The organism is Caballeronia sp. PC1, from assembly GCF_021353155.1.
GTDB lineage: Bacteria > Pseudomonadota > Gammaproteobacteria > Burkholderiales > Burkholderiaceae > Caballeronia > Caballeronia cordobensis.
In genome coordinates, this window is sequence record NZ_JAJUBH010000001.1 from 173142 (window position 1) to 189243 (window position 16102).

Below are 16102 nucleotides of genomic sequence, written 5' to 3' on the forward strand. Positions count from 1 at the left end.
CCCGGGGAGGGGCAGTGCTAATAGACCGACATGAATTCAGGCAATCCACGCCAAGCCCAAGCGCACCACCCCAACAACAAAAAAACCCCTCAACGATTAACCATCCGCGCCGGCACGCTCAACACCAACACCGCCCCAAGCACAAGAAAACCGGCAAGCATATACATCCCACTAGAGGTGGAAGCAGTCGCCTGCCTCAACCACCCCACGAGATAAGGGCTAAGAAACCCCGCCAGATTCCCCAGCGAGTTGATCATCGCAATCCCGGCAGCCGCGCCCGTGCCCGCCAGAAACGCCGTCGGCAAGCTCCAGAACAAGGGCAGCGTCGTGAGAATACCCATCGTGGCAAGCGTGAGCCCGACCATCGCAAGCGTCGTGTTCGACGACCAGATCACCGACAACACCAGACCCACCGCGCCGAGCAAGGCAGGAATCGCAATATGCCAGCGCCGCTCGCCGCTGCGATCCGCACTGCGCGCCGCGTACAGCATGCCGATCACCGCCGCGCCATAAGGAATCGCGGACAGCAGCCCGACGTGCAGCGCATTGGATACGCCCATCGACTTGATGATGGTCGGCAGCCAGAAGCTCACGCCGTACAGACCCATCACGAACGAGAAGTAGATCAGGCTCATCAGCCAGACCTTCGGGCTCGACAGGATCTGTCCGATCGAATGATCTTCCTTCTCGACGTTATCCGCCGCGATATTGCGCTCCAGCAGATCGCGCTCTTCCGCGGTCAGCCACTTCGCCTTCGCGATGCGGTCATCGAGCTTGATCAGCACGACGAGACCCACGATCACCGACGGAATGCCTTCGAGCAGCAGCAGCCATTGCCAGCCGTGCCAGCCGTTCTTCATGTGGAACGCATCCATGATCCAGCCGCTGATCGGCCCGCCGATCAAACCCGAGAGCGCAATCGCGGTCATGAAGAGCGTCGTGATGCGCGCGCGCCGGCGCGCCGGAAACCAGTACGTCAGATAAAGAATGATGCCGGGGAAGAAACCCGCTTCCGCCGCGCCGAGCAGAAAGCGCATCACGTAGAACATGGTCGGCGTCGTGATGAACATGGTCAGCGCGGAAATGATGCCCCACGTGATCATGATCCGCGCGATCCACACCCGCGCGCCGACGCGATGCAGGATGATGTTGCTCGGAATCTCGAAGATGAAATAGCCGAAGAAGAAGATGCCCGCGCCGAAGCCGTACACGGCGTCGGACAGTTGAAGGTCGGCGGCCATCTGCAACTTGGCGAAGCCGACGTTCACGCGATCCAGATACGCGACGATGTAGCAGATGAGCAGAAGCGGCGCGAGCCGCCAGACGACCTTGCGGTAAGTGGCTTCTTCGAAAGCGGGATTGGCGCCTGCGGCGGGGCGTGGCGCCGGGTTGGCGGTGCTGGCCATGTTGCTTGTCTCCTCTAGTTTTAACGCACGAAGCCGAGCGGATGGGCCCGCTCACGATTACGGACGCGTAAGGATTCTAGCCCTTTGGCCACAGCGCCAAACGCTTGTTTTCGCTAGGGAAAGCACCGATGTTTAAGCGCACGCCGCACTCGTCGCGCGGCGTGCGCCCGAGGCTCAGACGCAGCGTCCGCCATCCACTTCGAGCGCGACGCCGGTGATGAATTCGGCATCGTCGGAGGCGAGATAGAGCGCGGCGTTTGCGACATCCTGCGGCGTCGAGAAGCGGCCGAGCGGGATCGTCGCGAGAAACTTGCGGCGGTTTTCCGGCGTGTCGTCCATGCCCATGAATTCGGAGAGCAGGGCGGTTTCGCCCATCACCGGATTGATGCAGTTCACGCGGATGCGGTCCGGGCCCAGTTCGACCGCAAGCGCCTTGCTCGCGACGATCACCGCCGCCTTGCTGCCGTTGTACCAGACGAGGCCCGGGCGCGGCCGCACGCCCGCCGTCGATGCGATGTTGATGAACGCGCCGCCGCCGCGCTCCCGAAAATACGGCACGAACTGCTCGACGCTCCAGTAGATGCTCTTCACGTTCACCGCATAGACGCGGTCGAATTCGGCCTCGGTCACATCGAGCACGGGCTTGTTGCGATGCGTGGTGCCCGCGTTGTTGACCACGGCCTGCACGCTGCCGAAGTCCTGAATGGCCGCATCGAAGAGCGTTTGCCAGTCCTCGCGCTTCGTCACGTCGCCCGCCACGGCGATCGCGCGTCCATGCTTCACTTCCGGCGACGACGCCAGCGCGATCTCGCTCGCCACGCGCTCGGCGGCCGGCCCGTTCAGATCGTTGACGACGACATTCGCGCCCTCGCGCGCGAACGTCTTCGCGATGCCTTCGCCGAAACCCGAGCCGCCGCCCGTGACGATTACGGTCTTCCCTTGCAGTCGCATGACGTCTCCTTTATCCGTGCTTGATCGCGATGGTCTTGAGCGTCGTGAAGCCGTACAGCGCCTCGAAGCCTTTCTCGCGCCCGTGTCCCGAATGCTTCACGCCGCCGAACGGCAATTCGATGCCGCCGCCCGCGCCATAGTTGTTGATGAACACCTGACCCGAGCGCACGCGGCGCGCAAGGCGCATCTGGCGCGCGCCGTCGCGCGTCCAGATGCCCGCGACCAGCCCGTAGTCGGTGCCGTTGGCGAGCTTCAGCGCCTCGGCTTCGTCGTCGAACGGCATCGCGGCGAGCACCGGGCCGAAGACTTCCTCGCGCGCGAGCCGGTGCGCCGGCGGGACATCGCGCAGGAGCGTCGGCGCCTGATAGAAACCGGCTTCCGGCGCATCGCCGACGACTTCGCCGTGCGCCGCCATCGGAATGCCGTCGTGCTGCGCATCGGAGAGGAAGTCCCACACGCGCTGCTGCTGCTTCGCGCTGATGAGCGGGCCGCAATCGAGATCGAGCTTGCTCGGGCCGACCTTCAACGCGGCGAAAGCGTGCGAGAGACGTTCCAACAAGGGCTCGTACGCGGCGCGCTCGATCAGCACGCGGCTGCCCGCCGAGCACGTCTGACCCGCGTTCTGCACGATCGCGGCGACGAGCACGGGCAACGCGGCGTCGAAATCGGCATCGGCGAATACGATTTGCGGCGACTTGCCGCCCAGTTCCAGCGTGACGGGCACGTGGTTGTCGGCGGCCATTTTGGTGACGGCCGCGCCCGTCGCGGGCGAACCCGTAAACGAGATGTGATCGATGCCCGGATGCCGCGCGAGCGCCGCGCCCGCTTCGTGCCCGTAGCCGGTGACGACATTGAGCGCGCCGTCGGGCAAGCCGGCCTCCGCCGCCAGCTCCGCGATACGCAACAGCGAGAGGCACGCGTCCTCGGCCGGCTTGACCACGCACGCGTTGCCGGTCGCGAGCGCCGCGCCGACGCTGCGCCCGAAAATCTGCAGCGGATCGTTCCACGGCACGATGTGGCCGGTCACGCCATGCGCCTCGCGGATCGTCAGCACGGTGTAGCCGGACTGGTAGGGCAGGGTTTCGCCGTGCAGCTTGTCGGCGGCGCCCGCGTAGAACTCGAAATAGCGCGCGATGCCGGTCGCGTCGGCGCGCGCCTGCTTGAGCGGCTTGCCGGTGTCGCGCGCCTCGACCTGCGCGATCTCCTCGTGACACGCGGCGATCAGCATCGACAGGCGCGCGAGGATGCGTCCGCGCTCGGCTGCGCTCGTCGCGCCCCACGGGCCGTCGAAGGCGGCGCGCGCGGCGGCCACCGCGCGGTCGATGTCGCCCGTCGTGCCGCGCGCGATCTGCGCGAAAATCTGCCCGTCCGACGGGTCGACCACTGGAATCGTCTCGCCGCCCGACGCCGCGACCCAGCGGTTGCCGATGAAATGCTTTGCGTCTTCCATGCATGTCTCCCGGAATTCGGTCTGGTCTTCCGATTATCGCGCCATAATCGGGCGTGCGCCTTGCGCGCAAAGGCGCGAGGCCCGATTGGCTATAATGACGTGATCACGCAAAAGCGGCGGCGTCTCGCAGACCGTCCGTCCGTGCGATTCCCTCTTCCTTCTCAACTTCTCCAGAGAGTGCTCATGAGCTTCAATAACGTACCTCCCGGCAAGGATCTCCCGCAGGATTTCAACGTCATCATCGAAATTCCCGCGCAGAGCGATCCGGTCAAATACGAAGCCGACAAGGACATGGGCCTGCTCATCGTCGACCGCTTCATCGGCACCGGCATGCGCTATCCGGCCAACTACGGCTTCATTCCGCAGACGCTCTCGGGCGACGGCGACCCGGTCGATGTGCTTGTCATCACGCCGTATCCGCTGCTGGCGGGCTCGGTCGTGCGCGCGCGTGCGCTCGGCATGCTGCAAATGACGGACGAATCGGGCGTGGACGCGAAGCTCGTCGCCGTGGCGCACGACAAGGTCTGCCCGATGACGGCGAACCTCAAGTCGATCGACGACGTGCCGGAGTTCCTGAAGGACCAGATCAAGCATTTCTTCGAGAACTACAAGGCGCTCGAAAAGGGCAAGTGGGTGAAGGTGGAAGGCTGGGCGGGCATCGATGCCGCGCACAAGGAAATTTCGGAAGGCGTTGCGAACTACAAGAAGTAAGCGCGTTTTTCGATTGAGTTTTCGATGGAACGCCGCCGCGTTGACTGAAACGCGGCGGCGTTTTTTATTCTTCCTCGCTTGCCTCGCTCCTGGGCAACACCGATTCCAGCGTTCTTTCCCCCGCGATCAACGCGCGCTTTTGCATCGGCGACAAGCGCTTGACGCGATATTCCGCCCGCAACGCCTCCGATTTCCCCGCCAGTTCGAACGACGCCAGCACGCGCAACGGCTTCCTCGCACGCGTATAGCGCGCGCCCTTGCCGCTCGCATGCGCGCTGAAGCGCGCTTCGACGTCGGTCGCGATGCCCGTGTAGAGGCTGCCGTCGGCGCATTCGATCAGATAGAGGAACCAGGCCATGAGCGTGTGTCGATGATGTGCCGCGCATTATCGCTGAAAGCACCGCGGCGGGGCATCGGCGTGCGCGGGCGAGTTGCGCGAAAATAGCCGCTTTCGGGCGCGCTTCTTGAATGCGTCCATCGATATTTAGCGAGGTAGCCTGTTGAATCGCGAGATCGAAATTCATGTGGTCGATGCGCTCACCGACATCCCCGCCGCCGACTGGAACCGGCTCGCGGGCGACAACCCGTTCGTGCGTCACGCGTTCCTCTCGGCGTTGCAGGAGTCGGGCTGCGCGGTGAAGCGCACCGGCTGGCGCGCGCATCATCTGATGCTCAGACGCGGCGGCGAATTCGCCGGGGCGATGCCGCTCTATCTGAAATCGCATTCGCGCGGCGAGTACGTGTTCGATCACGCATGGGCCGATGCCTTCGAGCGCCACGGCCTGCGCTATTACCCGAAGGCGCTTTCGGCGGTGCCGTTCTCGCCCGTGACGGGGCCGCGCCTCATCGCCGCGCACCACGAGGATCGCGTACTGCTCGCGCGTGGTGCAATCGAGCTGACGCGCAGGCTCGAACTGTCGTCGCTGCACGTGCTGTTTGCGCATGCGCAGGACATCGAGGCGCTGACGGACGCGGGCTACATGTTGCGCGAAGGCGTGCAGTTCCACTGGGAGAATTTGCCCGGCGACGGCTTCGCGAGCTTCGACGCCTTCCTCGCGACGATGAGCCACGACAAGCGCAAGAAGGTGAAGCAGGACCGGCGGCGCGTGGCGGACGCGGGCGTCACGTACACCTGGCTGCGCGGCGCGCAGATCGACGGTCGCGCGCTCGACTTCTTCTACGACTGCTACGAGAACACGTATCGCGAACACTGGAACGCGCCGTATCTCACGCGCGAGTTCTTCGGGCGGATTCACGCCGATGCGCCCGACAGCATCCTGCTCGTGATCGCCGAAGCGGACGGCGAGCGCCTCGCGTGCGCGCTCAACATGATCGGCGGCGACACCATGTACGGCCGCTACTGGGGCACGCGCGAGTTCGTCTCGGGGCTGCACTTCGAGACGTGCTACATGCAGGGCATCGCGTATTGCATCGAGCACGGGCTTGCGCGTTTCGAAGGCGGCGCACAGGGCGTGCACAAGATGTCGCGCGGTCTTCTGCCGACGCCGACATGGTCCGCGCACTGGATCGCGGACCAGCGTTTCGCGCACGCGATCGGCGAGTTTCTCGATGCCGAAACCGAAGCGATGGATCAGCACATCGGCGAACTGGAAGCGCATACGCCGTTCAGGAAGAAGGCGTGATGCGATAATCCCGCCGTCATCGCACCCTCAATATTGCATCGACATGAAAACCCGCATCGCACTCGCCCAGATCAATGTCACCGTCGGCGATTTCGCCGGCAACGTCGCGCGGCTCGTCGATGCCGCGCGCGTCGCGCACGAAAACGGCGCACGGCTCATGATCGCGCCGGAACTGGCGCTGTCGGGTTATCCGCCGGAAGATCTGCTGCTGCGTCCGGCGTTTTATCGTGCGAGCGCGGCCGCGCTCGACGATCTCGCGGCGCAGTTGAAGGCGTTCGATGGCCTGCACGTGCTCGTCGGTCATCCGCATCGCGTGCACGAAGAAGGCGTCGATCCGGATACGCCGATCGCGCGTGGCGTGCCGCCGCGCGATACGTACAACGCGGCTTCGCTGATCGCTGACGGTGCGATCGTCGGCACCTATCTGAAGCAGGATCTGCCCAACACCGAAGTCTTCGACGAGAAGCGCTACTTCGCCACCGATCCGCGTCCGTTCGTGTTCGAGCTCGACGGCGTGCGCTATGGCGTCGTGATCTGCGAGGATGCGTGGCACGCCTCGGCGGCGCAACTCGCGAAGGCGGCGGGGGCGCAAGTGCTGCTGATTCCGAACGGCTCGCCGTTCCACGTCAACAAGGAGTCGGTGCGCTTCGACATTCTGCGCGCGCGTATCCGCGAGACCGGCATACCCATGGTCTACGTGAATCTCGCGGGCGCGCAGGACGAACTGATCTTCGACGGCGGCTCCTTCGTGCTCGATGCGCACGGCGCGCTCGTCACGAAGCTGGCCCAGTTCGATGAAACGGTCGGCTTCGTCGATTTCGACGGCGCCGTGCCGGTGCGCGGCGAGCGCGCGCCGGACTTGCCGCTCGAAGCGCAGGTGTACAAGGCGCTCGTCGTCGGCGTGCGCGATTACATCGGCAAGAACGGCTTTCCGGGCGCGATCATCGGCTTGTCGGGCGGCGTGGATTCGGCGCTCGTGCTCGCGGTCGCGTGCGATGCGCTCGGCCCGGATCGCGTGCGCGCGGTGATGATGCCCTCGCGCTACACCGCCGACATCTCCACCACCGACGCGCGCGACATGGCGCAACGCGTCGGCGTGAAGTACGACGAGATCGCGATCGCGCCGATGTTCGAGGCGTTCCGCGGCGCGCTCGCCGAAGAGTTCGCGGGCCGCGCGGAAGATGCGACCGAAGAGAACATTCAGGCACGCATTCGGGGCACGCTGCTCATGGCGCTGTCGAACAAGTTCGGCTCGATCGTGCTCACGACGGGCAACAAGAGCGAGATGGCCGTCGGCTATTGCACGCTGTACGGCGACATGGCGGGCGGTTTCGCGGTCATCAAGGACATTGCGAAGACGCTCGTCTACAAGGTCTGCCACTATCGCAACGCGACCGATGCGTACGGACAGCGCGATGTGATTCCCGAGCGCATCCTCACGCGCGCGCCTTCCGCCGAGCTGCGCGAGAACCAGACCGATCAGGACAGCCTGCCGCCCTACGAAGTCCTCGACGCGATCATGCGCATGTACATGGAGGAAGACCGTCCGCTCGATGAAATCGTCGCGGCGGGTTACAGCGCCGACGATGTGAAGCGCGTCACGCGCCTCATCAAGATCAACGAATACAAGCGGCGGCAGGCGCCGATCGGCATTCGCGTCACGCATCGCGCGTTCGGCCGCGACTGGCGTTATCCGATCACTTCGCGCTTCGATGAACCGCTCGCCGAACCACTGGCGCGATGAAACGCGACTAGAATCGAAAGCATCTCTCCGAATCCGTCCATCCGGGACATCCATTCAACTCGAAGCGAGGCACGCCATGAAACGCATCACCGCCATCATCAAACCGTTCAAGCTCGACGAAGTCCGCGAAGCGCTGGCCGAAGTCGGTCTGACCGGGCTGACGGTCACGGAAGTGAAGGGCTTCGGACGCCAGAAAGGGCATACCGAGCTCTATCGTGGTGCAGAGTACGTGGTCGACTTTCTGCCGAAGGTGAAGATCGAGGTTGTTGTCGCGAACGATCAAACCGATCAGGTCATCGACGCGATCATCGGCGCGGCGCGCACCGGCAAGATCGGCGACGGCAAGATTTTCGTGGCCGACGTCGAACGCGTGATCCGCATCCGCACCGGCGAGGAAAACGAAGCGGCGGTCTGAGCGCCCGCGTTCTTCGCGTTTTTGCTTTCGGGCCCGCCGTTCGCGCGGGCCTTTCTTTCTCTCGCATCCGCGTGCACCGGCGCGATGCGCGCCTTTTTTTTTCGACGTGACGCCGGCCTGAGCGCAGCATTTCACCGTCGTGCGGTAACATCGAATTCCAGTTAGATCATTGTAAGGAATCGTTTGATGCATCACGCGATCGGCTTCATTCAGGATCTTGCGGTGATCATGGCCATCGCGGGCGTTGTGACGGTGCTGTTTCACCGTCTGCGGCAGCCGGTCGTTCTCGGCTATATCGCCGCGGGCGTGATCATCGGGCCGTACACGCCGCCGTTCAATCTCATCCACGACGAAGTGACCATTCAGACGCTCGGTGAGCTCGGCGTCGTGTTCCTGATGTTTTCGCTCGGGCTCGAATTCAGCCTGCGCAAGCTGTTCCGGGTCGGCGCGACGGCGTTCGTCGCGGCGCTGTCGGAAATCGTGCTGATGATCTGGATCGGCTACGAGATCGGCCGCTGGTTCGACTGGACCGTGATGGACTCGCTTTTTCTCGGCGCGATGCTCGCGATCTCGTCGACGACGATCATCGTGAAGGCACTCTCCGAGCTCGGCATGAAAGGCGAGCACTTCGCGCAGATCGTGTTCGGGATTCTGATCGTGGAGGACATTCTCGCCATCGCCATGCTCGTGCTGCTGTCCGGCATCGCGCAGACAGGGTCGGTGAGCGCGGGCGTCGCGGTGGTCACGCTCGGCAAGCTGCTGCTCTTCATGACGGTGTCGCTGGTCGTCGGCATTCTCACGGTGCCGCGCGCGCTCAATTACGTGGCGAAGGCGAAAAGCGACGAGATGCTGCTCGTGACCGTGCTCGGCTTCTGCTTCGGCTTCTGCCTGCTAGTCGTGAAGCTCGATTACTCGATCGCGCTCGGCGCGTTCCTGATCGGCGCGATCATGGCGGAGTCGAAGCATCTCGCGCGCATCGAGCATCTGATCGCGCCGGTGCGCGACATGTTTTCGGCGATCTTCTTCGTCACCATCGGCCTGCTGCTCAATCCCACGGTGCTTGTCGATTACGCGTGGCCGATCGCCGTCATCACCATCGCGGTCGTGGCGGGCAAGATCGTGTCGTGCGGGCTCGGCACCTTCCTCGCGGGCAAGGACGGGCGCACCGCGATGCGCGTCGGCATGAGCGTCTCGCAGATCGGTGAGTTCTCGTTCATCATCGCCTCGCTCGGGTTGTCGCTGAAAGTGACGAGCCCCTTTCTCTACCCGATCGCGGTCGCCGTATCCGCGCTGACGACGCTGCTCACGCCGTATCTGATCCGCGCCGCCGACCCCGCCACGGTGCGCCTCGCGCGCGCGATGCCTGCGCCGCTCGCGCACACCTTCGGTCTTTATTCGCAGTGGCTCGCGAGCCTCACGCCCGCGTCCGGCGGACCGACGCTCTTTTCGATGACCCGGCGCATCGTGCTCCAGATCGCGGTGAATCTCGCGCTCGTCGCGGCGATTTTCCTAGGCGCGTCTTACGCGGCGCCGTTCGCGTCGGGCTATCTCGCGCGCTGGCTCGACACCGACAACGCGCAGCGCGTCGTGCTGTGGAGCGCGGCGCTCCTCGTCGCGTTGCCGTTTCTGGTCGCGGTGTATCGCAAGCTCGAATCGCTCGCGCTGCTGCTCGCCGAAGTGAGCGTGCAGCCCGCGAAGGCGGGGCGCTTCACGCGCGCGATCCGTTCGGCGATTTCCGGACTGATTCCGATCGTCGCGATGTTCGGCGTCTTTCTGCTCGTGGCCGCCTTGTCGGGCGGCATCCTGCCGCCGTTCGGCCTGATGGTCGGCGTGCTGGTGTGCGTGGCGCTCTTGCTGACGGTGCTGTGGCGCTGGTGCGTGAAAATCCACGCGACGATGCAGATCGCGCTGCGAGAGACGTTCGAGGAGCCGCGCGACCATTGATCCCGCATCGCGGGATAGCCCTGACAGCGGCGCGGCGCCCGATCTCGCGATAATGTGAGCAAATGTGTGCTGGTTTGCCCCGTCCTGACGAGAGGCGGATAATTGGGGCGTGTGCATTCTCCTTACGGCGCGCGAGCGCCTGAATCCGGAATGAGCGATAACAAAACGTCCAACGACGCAAGCAGCACCGACGCGCGCCGAAGCGGCGCCGATTCCTCAGCCGCGGGTCATTCGCAAGACGCGACATCCGCACAAAACGCCCAGCACGCAGCGCGCGGCGCGAATCCGACGGCGCCGCCCGAAGCGGCCGCGGCGGCTTCGGCGCCAGGGCCGCAGGCCAGCGCGACCGAACGGGCATCGACTGACGCGCCTTCGAGCGCGTCGAATGTCGAGGCGGTCGACGAATCGCAGGTCCGGCGCGACGCGGCACAGCAGGCGGCCCGTGAAGCGCGGGCATCGGCGGCGAGCGCGACTGCCGCGCAGGAAGCCTCGGTGCGCGAGAGGCAGCGGGCATCGAGTCCCAGGGCGAGCCTCGCGGAGAATCTGGAAGCTGCGACCGAAGCGGAGGCCGCAAGCACAGCCAACGCGCAATCCGCCTCGTCCGATTCGCCGACAGGCCGCGCCGCGCCGTCGCCCGCTGTCGGCATGCCGCCCAGCATCAGCGAGGCGCCGGACTTCGGCACGCTCAATCCGCCACCCTTGCCGTCGCCCGAACAGGCCGCCGCGCCCGCGCCGCCCGCCTATCTCAAGCAGTCGGATTCGGCGTGGTCGGTGTTCGGCCGCATCGTCGCGGCGCGTGCGCGTCAGATCTTCGACCGCGCGGGGCAGCGCATTACGCAGCGCACGCTGCGCATCGGCGTGTCGGCGCGCATCTTTCACCCGGAGCCGGGCGCGAAGGGTCTGCGCGGCAAGACGCTGCAATATCTGGAGGAATCGATCGCGCACTGGGTCATGTCGCGCGACGTGCTCGTCTTCATGATTCCGACCGTCGGCCAGCAGGGGATGCTGCATCCGAGCAATATTCGCCTGCGCGACTACGCGAAGCATCTCGACGGCCTCCTGCTGCAAGGCGGCGCGGACGTTTCTCCGCAGTCTTACGAGGAGCGCACGACGCGGCCGGAATGGCCGGGCGACCGCGTGCGCGATATGTACGAGCTCGAACTGCTGCACGAGTTCGTCGAATCGGGCAAGCCGGTGCTCGGCGTGTGCCGGGGTTGTCAGCTGATCAACGTCGCGTTTGGCGGCACGCTCTACGGCGACATCGCCACCGATGTGCCCACGGCCGGCATTCACGTCAACGAGCATTACGACCAGCATCGGCATTCGATCCGGTTCCCCGAGGGTTCCACGCTCGTCAACATGTTCCCGCACCAGCGCGAGGCGATCGTCAATTCGATTCACCATCAGGCGGTGAAGACGCTCGGCCGCGATCTGAACATCGAGGCCGTGTCGGCGTCGGACGGGATCATCGAGGCGGTGCGGTATCGCAAGTCGCCGTTCGTCGTCGGCGTGCAGTGGCACCCGGAGTTTCATCGCGCGGGCGGGGCCGAGTTGCTCGACTGCACGCCGCTGCTCGATACGTTCCTGCGCGTCGCGCGCGAGACGCGCTTCTGATCGAAAGCGCGCTGCGGCAGGTCGCAAAAACGAGAAGGCCCGCTCGATTCGAGCGGGCCTTCTTGCTTCGGGATGCTTCAGGCGCGTGCGGCCTGTATCAACGCAATGGCGCGATGCTGACGGGCGCGAGTCCGGCTTCCGACTGCCGCTGAAGCTGTTCGACCTGCAATTGCAGCGCGCGCAGCTTGCGTTCCGCTTCGAGCTTGTCCGTCTGCAGGGCTTGCGACTCGGCTTGCAGTTGCTGCTGACGCTGCGTGACCTGCGAATCCTGCTGCTGTGCAAGCGCGAGATCGGTGGAAAGACGGTTTGCGCGATCCGCCGATTTCGCGATCACGCGATCGAGCAGTTCCTTTTGCGCCTGCAACTGCATGCGGCGGATTTCGCCATAGGCCAGTTCGTAGCTCTTGCGCGAGAACTGCGCGTAGATCGATTCGGCGCGCGCCGCGTCCTGTGTCTTCACGACGCGCCACCAGCGCGCATCCTGCGAAAGCGCGACGTAGTAAAGCATGTCCTGCGCGAGGAAGAAGAGCTTCGCGCCGTAGCTGCCGTTGCGCGTCGCGCGCAATTCCGTGAGGCTGCCGGCCTGCACGAGATTCTGCAATTCGGCGATGTTGCCTTCGACGCGCGGCGCGTTCGAATCGGCGTTCAGATCGGACAGGTCTTCGGCGGCCGCCTGCGTCTGCGCATCGGCTTGCGCCTTCGCGGGAGCGGCGAACGCGCTCGAGAACGGCGCGAGGATGCCGAAGAGGGACAAGGCGAGCGTGAGCGTCGCGTAACGGATGGAGCGGAGGGGCGTCATGTTGGCATCTTGGCCGGAATGGGTTGATCGGGCGGTTCGTCGTTCAGCGTGCGTTCTGACCTTGCGCGCCGCCGTGGCTGGATGGGCTGCCTGAATTGCTATCGAGTGTCGGCGAATGCTGGAGCATTGCGTAGAGCGCTTCGGGGCTCATCGGATCGGAAGCCTGTGATGCGTGGGGGCCGTGATTGGCCGATAGCGTGCGCATAGGTGCCGCGGGTGCATGGCTCGCGATGCGCTTCTCGGCTGCGGGCGCACGGAGGGCGATGGCCCGCTGCGAGTGCGGCGCCGACACGGTTCTGACGTGGCGGGTGTGCTTGCGGGCGGTCGTTTCGGCGACGAGATGCGCGGCGGATGTCTTGTGCTTCGTTGTCGCGCTGGTGGTCGTGCTTGCGATGGTGCGGGGTTTTGCAGCGGCGCGCGTGCTGGCGATGGTGCCGGTCTTTGCAACAACGGGTGCGCTCGGGATGGCATCGGCCTTTGCAACGGCGTTCGTGCTCGGGATGGCATCGGCCTTTGCAACGGCGTTCGTGCTCGGGATGGCATTGGCCTTCGCAACGGCGGGCGCGCTCGCGACGACGCCGGCCTTCACAACAGCAGGCGCACTCGCGATAGCAATCGCAACCGAGGGCGTCGTCGCCGTTTGAGTCGTCTTCACAGGAGCCGGCTCGACAGCCGCGATCACCGCAGGCTCCGAAGCGGGGAGATCCGGTTGCGCGTTTGCATCGGCCTGAAGGCTTTGCGTGCCGACTTCCGCCGTCGTGGCAGCCGATGAATTGTCCGATGCGCCGGGCTTGTATTCGAAGAGCAGCCACGTGATGAGCGCCGCGCACGCCACGGCGGTGAGCGCCATGACGGGCTTGCTGAAGTAGCGCTTGGCCGCGACTTGCGCCGCCGGCGCGACGACATTCAGATGGACGGGTTCAACAGGCTCAACAGGTCCAACGGGTTCGACGTGATCGATGGCGGCGGCGTTCGGAGTTTGCTCGCCTTGCATCAAATGCAGCATCGCGCGGGGAACGTACTCCTTCGCGTAGACACCCCAGAGGCTCGTCGCGCGGTAGGGCGAGGTCGTGTCGGACAGGCTCAGGGCGGCGACGTAGGCAGTCTCGAAGCGTGCGGCGAAGAGCGGAACTTCGGACCGGGACTGAACAGGGCGTGTGGCTGCGGACGACCACTCGCTACCGTAGTTCAAGCACGGGTCTGTCAGCGCGCGTTGCGTCGGCAGACGCAAATAGCCTTCCACTACGATCAAGTCTTCGGTCATGAGGGTTCCACATGCATGCGTCCGGGCCCGGACAATGAGACAGCGCGCCCGGACCTCCGTGGAGCAGCAGACGGCACCGGGTCGGCGCGAGATCGCCGAAATTGCGACCTGCGATCATACGAAACGCTAACGAGTCCGGCGACAAGACAATTCTTATTATTGATTTTTAACAGGAACGAGTATTGACAAACTCTGCTTTCTTTCGATTACTCAAGTGGGAAAACGTAGAGCAACGAAAACAGATCGATACCCGCCATATGGTCCGTTTCGCGGGCAGCGAATGTCCAGCCGCGCGATTCGTAGAACCCGATGGCCGCCGCGTTCTGCTCCAGCACGGAAAGATGCAGTCGCCGCGCGCCGCGCGAGCGGGCCCAGCGCGCGGCTTCGTCGAGCATCGCGGTGCCGGTGCCGAGACCGCGATGTCCCGGCAGCGCATGCAGATTGTCGACGAGCACGCTCCCCGTCTCGTCCGGCTCGACCAGACATACGAACCCGACCGGCTCGCCCCCATGCTCGGCGATCAGCACGCTTGCCGCGCCGTCGACGATGTCCTTCATGCGCGCGTCCCAATAGGCGGCGCGCTCGGTCGGCAATGCGTCGAGATAGGTGTCCGGCAGGATGCCGCGATAGGCGGACGCCCAGCTTCGCGCGTGCATCGACGCGACGAGCGCCGTGTCATCAAGGCCCGCCACGCGTAGCGATACTTTTCCTTTCACCGCAGAGGCGTCCGTTAGCTTGGAGTTAGACATATGTAAGTGCATTTTAATCTGAATTGAGCGAAATTAGGCGAAGTTCGGTGCAGCCGTCAGTCGGGAAGCGCTAAAATCAAAGGCATTGCAATGAGCGCTCCGATATCGGGAAAGTCATGTCCACGACCCACGCGGCACCCGCCAACGAATCCAAATTCAAGACCGTCTTTCGCGTCGTCAGCGGAAACTTTCTTGAAATGTACGACTTCATGGTCTACGGCTACTACGCTTCGGCGATCGCCAAGACCTATTTCCCGAGCGGCAACGAGTTCGCCTCGCTGATGCTCGCGCTGTCCGTGTTCGGCGCGGGCTTCCTGATGCGGCCGGTCGGCGCGATCGTCCTCGGCGCGTATATCGACCATCACGGGCGGCGCAAGGGCCTCATCCTCACGCTCGCGCTGATGGCGGTCGGCACCGCGTGCGTCGCCCTCGTGCCGGGTTACGCGACGATCGGCGCACTCGCCCCGGTCATCGTGCTGGGCGGGCGTCTTTTGCAAGGCTTTTCGGCGGGCGTCGAACTGGGCGGCGTCTCGGTGTATCTGTCCGAGATCGCGACCAAGGGCAACAAGGGCTTTTATTGTTCCTGGCAGTCCGGCAGCCAGCAAGTCGCGGTGGTGTTCGCGGCGCTCATCGGCGTCGTCATGAACCGTCTGCTGCCGCCGGAGCAGATGACCGCCTGGGGCTGGCGCGTGCCGTTTCTCATCGGCTGTCTGATCGTGCCGTTCCTCTTCATCATCCGCCGGTCGCTGCGTGAGACGGACGAGTTCCTCGCGAAGAAGCATCGGCCGGGCATGGGCGAAATCGCGCGCTCGATTGCGCAGAACTGGGGCATCGTGATCGCGGGCATGGGCATGGTCATCATGACGACCGTGTCGTTCTACATGATCACCGCGTACACGCCGACGTTCGGCAAGGAAGTGCTGAAGCTCTCGTCCATCGACGCGCTGGTGGTCACGGTCTGCGTCGGCCTCTCGAATCTGGTCTGGCTGCCGCTGATGGGCGCGGTGTCCGATCGCGTCGGGCGTCGCCCGGTGCTGCTCGTGTTCACGATCCTCACCATTCTGACGTCGTATCCGGCGGTGCAGTGGCTCGTCGCGGACCCGTCGTTCGTGCGCCTGCTGATGTGCGAGCTGTGGCTCTCGTTCCTGTACGGCAGCTATAACGGCGCGATGGTGGTTGCGCTCACCGAAGTCATGCCGGCCGACGTGCGCACCACCGGTTTCTCGATGGCCTACAGTCTGGCGACGACGATCGGCGGCTTCACGCCCGCGATCTCGACGTATCTGATCCACTCGACTGGAAACAAGGCGGCACCCGGCCTGTGGATGGGGCTGGCGGCGATCTGCGGCCTGATCGCGACGCTCGTCCTGTATCGCTCGCCCGAGGCGCGCAATCAGTACAAGGCGGCCTGA

14 protein-coding genes are annotated in these 16102 nt (G+C 64.6%); 7 read left to right on the forward strand and 7 right to left on the reverse strand.

The window, feature by feature from the left end:
• Positions 1-89: 89 nt before the first annotated feature.
• From LY284_RS00795 to LY284_RS00805, 3 genes are all read right to left on the reverse strand, one after another.
• Positions 90-1406 (reverse strand): MFS transporter, encoded by a 1317-nt coding sequence (locus tag LY284_RS00795; protein WP_014192069.1) that lies wholly within the window; start codon positions 1404-1406, stop codon positions 90-92.
• Positions 1407-1580: 174 nt separating this feature from the next.
• Positions 1581-2357, reverse strand: a complete 777-nt coding sequence (locus tag LY284_RS00800; RefSeq protein WP_014192068.1) for an SDR family oxidoreductase — start codon at positions 2355-2357, stop codon at positions 1581-1583.
• Between the two features lie 10 nt (positions 2358-2367).
• On the reverse strand, positions 2368-3807 hold the full coding sequence (locus tag LY284_RS00805) for an aldehyde dehydrogenase family protein (protein ID WP_233384155.1): 1440 nt from the start codon (positions 3805-3807) through the stop codon (positions 2368-2370).
• A 183-nt stretch (positions 3808-3990) separates the two neighbouring features.
• Here LY284_RS00805 and ppa point away from each other — a divergent pair, with 183 nt between their 5' ends.
• Positions 3991-4518, forward strand: coding sequence for an inorganic diphosphatase (gene ppa, locus LY284_RS00810; protein ID WP_014192066.1), 528 nt, complete (start codon positions 3991-3993; stop codon positions 4516-4518).
• A gap of 64 nt (positions 4519-4582) precedes the next feature.
• Here ppa and LY284_RS00815 read toward each other — a convergent pair whose 3' ends face one another.
• The gene (locus tag LY284_RS00815; RefSeq protein WP_014192065.1) at positions 4583-4876 is read right to left on the reverse strand and encodes a GIY-YIG nuclease family protein; all 294 of its coding nucleotides are present in this window, start codon (positions 4874-4876) and stop codon (positions 4583-4585) included.
• A 142-nt stretch (positions 4877-5018) separates the two neighbouring features.
• On the opposite strand from LY284_RS00815, the gene LY284_RS00820 reads away from it, so the two are divergent.
• The 5 genes from LY284_RS00820 (at position 5019) to LY284_RS00840 (ending at position 11878) form a co-directional block, all read left to right on the forward strand.
• Positions 5019-6161, forward strand: a complete 1143-nt coding sequence (locus LY284_RS00820) for a GNAT family N-acetyltransferase (protein ID WP_014192064.1) — start codon at positions 5019-5021, stop codon at positions 6159-6161.
• Positions 6162-6204: 43 nt separating this feature from the next.
• Positions 6205-7905: an NAD+ synthase gene (locus LY284_RS00825; protein ID WP_014192063.1), complete on the forward strand. Its 1701-nt coding sequence runs from the start codon at positions 6205-6207 to the stop codon at positions 7903-7905.
• 76 nt (positions 7906-7981) lie between these two features.
• Positions 7982-8320: a P-II family nitrogen regulator gene (glnK, locus tag LY284_RS00830; protein WP_008342452.1), complete on the forward strand. Its 339-nt coding sequence runs from the start codon at positions 7982-7984 to the stop codon at positions 8318-8320.
• 186 nt (positions 8321-8506) lie between these two features.
• A complete protein-coding gene (locus tag LY284_RS00835; protein WP_014192062.1) occupies positions 8507-10264 on the forward strand; it encodes a cation:proton antiporter in 1758 nt (585 codons plus the stop codon).
• A 150-nt stretch (positions 10265-10414) separates the two neighbouring features.
• Positions 10415-11878, forward strand: coding sequence for a gamma-glutamyl-gamma-aminobutyrate hydrolase family protein (locus tag LY284_RS00840; RefSeq protein WP_014192061.1), 1464 nt, complete (start codon positions 10415-10417; stop codon positions 11876-11878).
• Between the two features lie 97 nt (positions 11879-11975).
• Here LY284_RS00840 and LY284_RS00845 read toward each other — a convergent pair whose 3' ends face one another.
• The 3 genes from LY284_RS00845 to LY284_RS00855 form a co-directional block, all read right to left on the reverse strand.
• Entirely contained in the window at positions 11976-12677 is a 702-nt protein-coding gene (locus LY284_RS00845; RefSeq protein ID WP_233384163.1) for a DUF2968 domain-containing protein, read from the reverse strand.
• Between the two features lie 43 nt (positions 12678-12720).
• On the reverse strand, positions 12721-13941 hold the full coding sequence (locus LY284_RS00850) for a hypothetical protein (protein WP_045450915.1): 1221 nt from the start codon (positions 13939-13941) through the stop codon (positions 12721-12723).
• Positions 13942-14147: 206 nt separating this feature from the next.
• Positions 14148-14657, reverse strand: coding sequence for a GNAT family N-acetyltransferase (locus LY284_RS00855; protein WP_014192058.1), 510 nt, complete (start codon positions 14655-14657; stop codon positions 14148-14150).
• 149 nt (positions 14658-14806) lie between these two features.
• On the opposite strand from LY284_RS00855, the gene LY284_RS00860 reads away from it, so the two are divergent.
• Positions 14807-16102 (forward strand): MFS transporter, encoded by a 1296-nt coding sequence (locus LY284_RS00860; protein ID WP_014192057.1) that lies wholly within the window; start codon positions 14807-14809, stop codon positions 16100-16102.

Bases quoted from the DNA above. Each gene is read 5' to 3' on its own strand.
- LY284_RS00795 (WP_014192069.1), bottom strand. From the start codon at position 1,406: ATGGCCAGCACCGCCAACCCGGCGCCACGCCCCGCCGCAGGCGCCAAT.
- LY284_RS00800 (WP_014192068.1), bottom strand. From the start codon at position 2,357: ATGCGACTGCAAGGGAAGACCGTAATCGTCACGGGCGGCGGCTCGGGT.
- LY284_RS00805 (WP_233384155.1), bottom strand. From the start codon at position 3,807: ATGGAAGACGCAAAGCATTTCATCGGCAACCGCTGGGTCGCGGCGTCG.
- ppa (WP_014192066.1), top strand. From the start codon at position 3,991: ATGAGCTTCAATAACGTACCTCCCGGCAAGGATCTCCCGCAGGATTTC.
- LY284_RS00815 (WP_014192065.1), bottom strand. From the start codon at position 4,876: ATGGCCTGGTTCCTCTATCTGATCGAATGCGCCGACGGCAGCCTCTAC.
- LY284_RS00825 (WP_014192063.1), top strand. From the start codon at position 6,205: ATGAAAACCCGCATCGCACTCGCCCAGATCAATGTCACCGTCGGCGAT.
- glnK (WP_008342452.1), top strand. From the start codon at position 7,982: ATGAAACGCATCACCGCCATCATCAAACCGTTCAAGCTCGACGAAGTC.
- LY284_RS00835 (WP_014192062.1), top strand. From the start codon at position 8,507: ATGCATCACGCGATCGGCTTCATTCAGGATCTTGCGGTGATCATGGCC.
- LY284_RS00840 (WP_014192061.1), top strand. From the start codon at position 10,415: ATGAGCGATAACAAAACGTCCAACGACGCAAGCAGCACCGACGCGCGC.
- LY284_RS00845 (WP_233384163.1), bottom strand. From the start codon at position 12,677: ATGACGCCCCTCCGCTCCATCCGTTACGCGACGCTCACGCTCGCCTTG.
- LY284_RS00850 (WP_045450915.1), bottom strand. From the start codon at position 13,941: ATGACCGAAGACTTGATCGTAGTGGAAGGCTATTTGCGTCTGCCGACG.
- LY284_RS00860 (WP_014192057.1), top strand. From the start codon at position 14,807: ATGTCCACGACCCACGCGGCACCCGCCAACGAATCCAAATTCAAGACC.